Source organism: Streptomyces sp. NRRL S-118 (assembly GCF_000716335.1).
Lineage (GTDB): Bacteria > Actinomycetota > Actinomycetes > Streptomycetales > Streptomycetaceae > Streptomyces.
On sequence record NZ_KL591056.1, the window covers coordinates 1748 to 4038 of the forward strand.

A 2291-nucleotide genomic window follows, 5' to 3' on the forward strand; every position below is an offset into this window, starting at 1 on the left:
TCCATCCCCGCCGTCAGCTCGTGCAGATGCAGCGCCGCATCGACCTTGGGCCGCATCACCCGCTCGACCTGCTCCGCCGACAGCGACTCCACCACACCGTCGTCCAGCACACCCGCCGCATGCACCACAGCCGTCAACGGACGCTCCAGCGCATCGAGCAGGGCAGCCACGTGATCGCGCTCGGACACGTCACACGCCTCGACCCGTACGTCGCAGCCCAGCCCCGTCAGCTCGGCGGCCAGCTCCGCCGCACCGGGCGCAGCACCGCCACGCCGGCTCACCAGGACCAGGTCCCGCACACCCCGCCCGACCAGATGCCGCGCGACCAGCGCACCCAGACCACCCGTACCACCCGTGATCAGCACACGGTCCTCCGCCGACCACTGCCGGGGCGAACCGGCCGGGGCGCGGCCGAGTCGCGGCGCCAGCAGCCGGCCGTTCCGTACGGCCACCTGCAACTCGCCGGAACCGATCACGGCGCCCCAGTCGGCTCCGTCGCCCCCGGCTTCAGGGTCGACGTCCACCAGGACGAACCGGCCCGGGTGTTCCGACTGGGCACTGCGCACCAGGCCCCACACCGCGGCCTGCGCGACGTCCGCGGACTCACCCGCCACCGACACCGCACCCCGCGTCACGAACACCAGCCGCGAACCCGCCACCCGCTCATCCGCCAGCCAGCGCTGGACCAGCTCCAGAGCGGCCAGGGCGACGGTCCGCGCCGAGGCGCCCGCCTGCGTCCCGACGGACGTGACCACGACATCGGGCGGCCCCTCGGCCAGTGCCTGGTCGAGCTCCGCGAGATCCACCGCTCGTACGGCCGCGCCGGTCGCGGTGACGCGCGTCCAGTCGAGGGTGTACAGCGACCGCTTGGCGCTGTCGAAGCTCGCCTGCTGGGCGGGGCGGACGGTGAGGGAGGCGACCGACAGCACCGGGGCGCCCGTCTCGTCGACCGCCTCCAGTCGCACGGTGTCCTCGCCCGTGAGGGTGGAGAGGACCCGCAGCCGTGTGGCCCCCGGCTGATCGATCCGCACGTCGCTCCAGCTGAACGGCGCACGGAGCCGGTTGTCGTCGGCGGCGGACAGCGGGAAGACGGCGCTCTGCAGCACGGCGTCGAACAGAGCGGGATGCACGCCGTGCGCGCCACCGCCGGCGCTCTCCGGGAGCGCCACCTCGGCATAGCACCGGTCGCCGTCGCGCCAGGCGGCCCGCACGCCCTGGAAGGCGGGGCCGTAGCCGTAGCCGATGTCGGCCAGGTGGCTGTAGAGGTCGTCCACCGACAGGGGTTCCGCGTCCTCCGGCGGCCACACGGCGGGCCACTGCGCGGCCACTGCCGTGGTCCCGCGGCTCAGGACGCCCCGCGCGTGGCAGACGGTGTCCGTCTCGCCGTCACCCGCCTCCGGGTGCGAGGAGAGCAGCAGTTCGCCGGACTCGGCGTGCGAGTGGACCGCCACCTCGCGGCGGCCGTCGTCGCCGGCCGCTCCGACGGTGACCTGGAGCTGCCGTGCGACACCGTCCTCCAGCAGCAGCGGGGCCTCGAGCACCAGCTCGTCGAGGACCGGGAGGCCGGTGCGGGCACCCGCCGCGAGGACCAGGTCGACCAGTGCGGCGCCCGGGACGACGGTGGTGCCGAACAGCTGGTGGTCCACGAGCCAGGGCTGGGTGTCGGTGGACACGCGTCCGGTGAACACCCACTCGTCGCGGTCCCCGAGCCGCACCACGGCCGCGAGGACCGGGTGATCGACGCGGCCCAGGCCGGCCGCGGTGACGTCGCCCATCCCGGTGCCCGGCGCCGGCCAGTAGTGCTCGCGCTGGAAGGCGTAGGTGGGCAGGGGTACGCGGCGTGCGCCCGTACCGGCGTAGTACGCCGGCCAGTCCACCGGCAGCCCGGACGCGTACGCCCGGCCCAGGAAGGTCGCGAACGTCGCGGCTTCCGGGTGCCCGGCGCGCAGCACCGGCAGGAACACCGCGCCGCTCTCGCCGTCCAGGGTCTGCCGGGCCATCGCGGTCAGCACCGCGTCCGGACCCAGCTCCAGGAACCGGCGCACACCCAGGTTCCACAAGGTCCGCACCCCGGCGGCGAACCGCACCGCCCCGCGGACATGCCGCACCCAGTAGCCGGCGTCGAAGGCCGGCACCGGCTCCCCGGTCAGGTTCGACACCACGGGGATGCGCGGCTCGCCGAAGCGCACTCCGCGCGCCACGGCCTCGAACTCCGCCAGCATCGGCTCCATGCGCGCGGAGTGGAAGGCGTGCGAGACCCGCAGGCGCGTGGTCTTGCGTCCATCCCACCG

General features: G+C 74.6%; 1 protein-coding gene. It reads right to left on the reverse strand.

The genetic code is table 11. The annotated features are described in order from the left end of the window. A partial coding sequence (locus IH00_RS38575) for an SDR family NAD(P)-dependent oxidoreductase (RefSeq protein WP_158828214.1) occupies positions 1–2231 on the reverse strand: 2231 nt, incomplete at its 3' end. Positions 2232–2291: the final 60 nt, after the last annotated feature.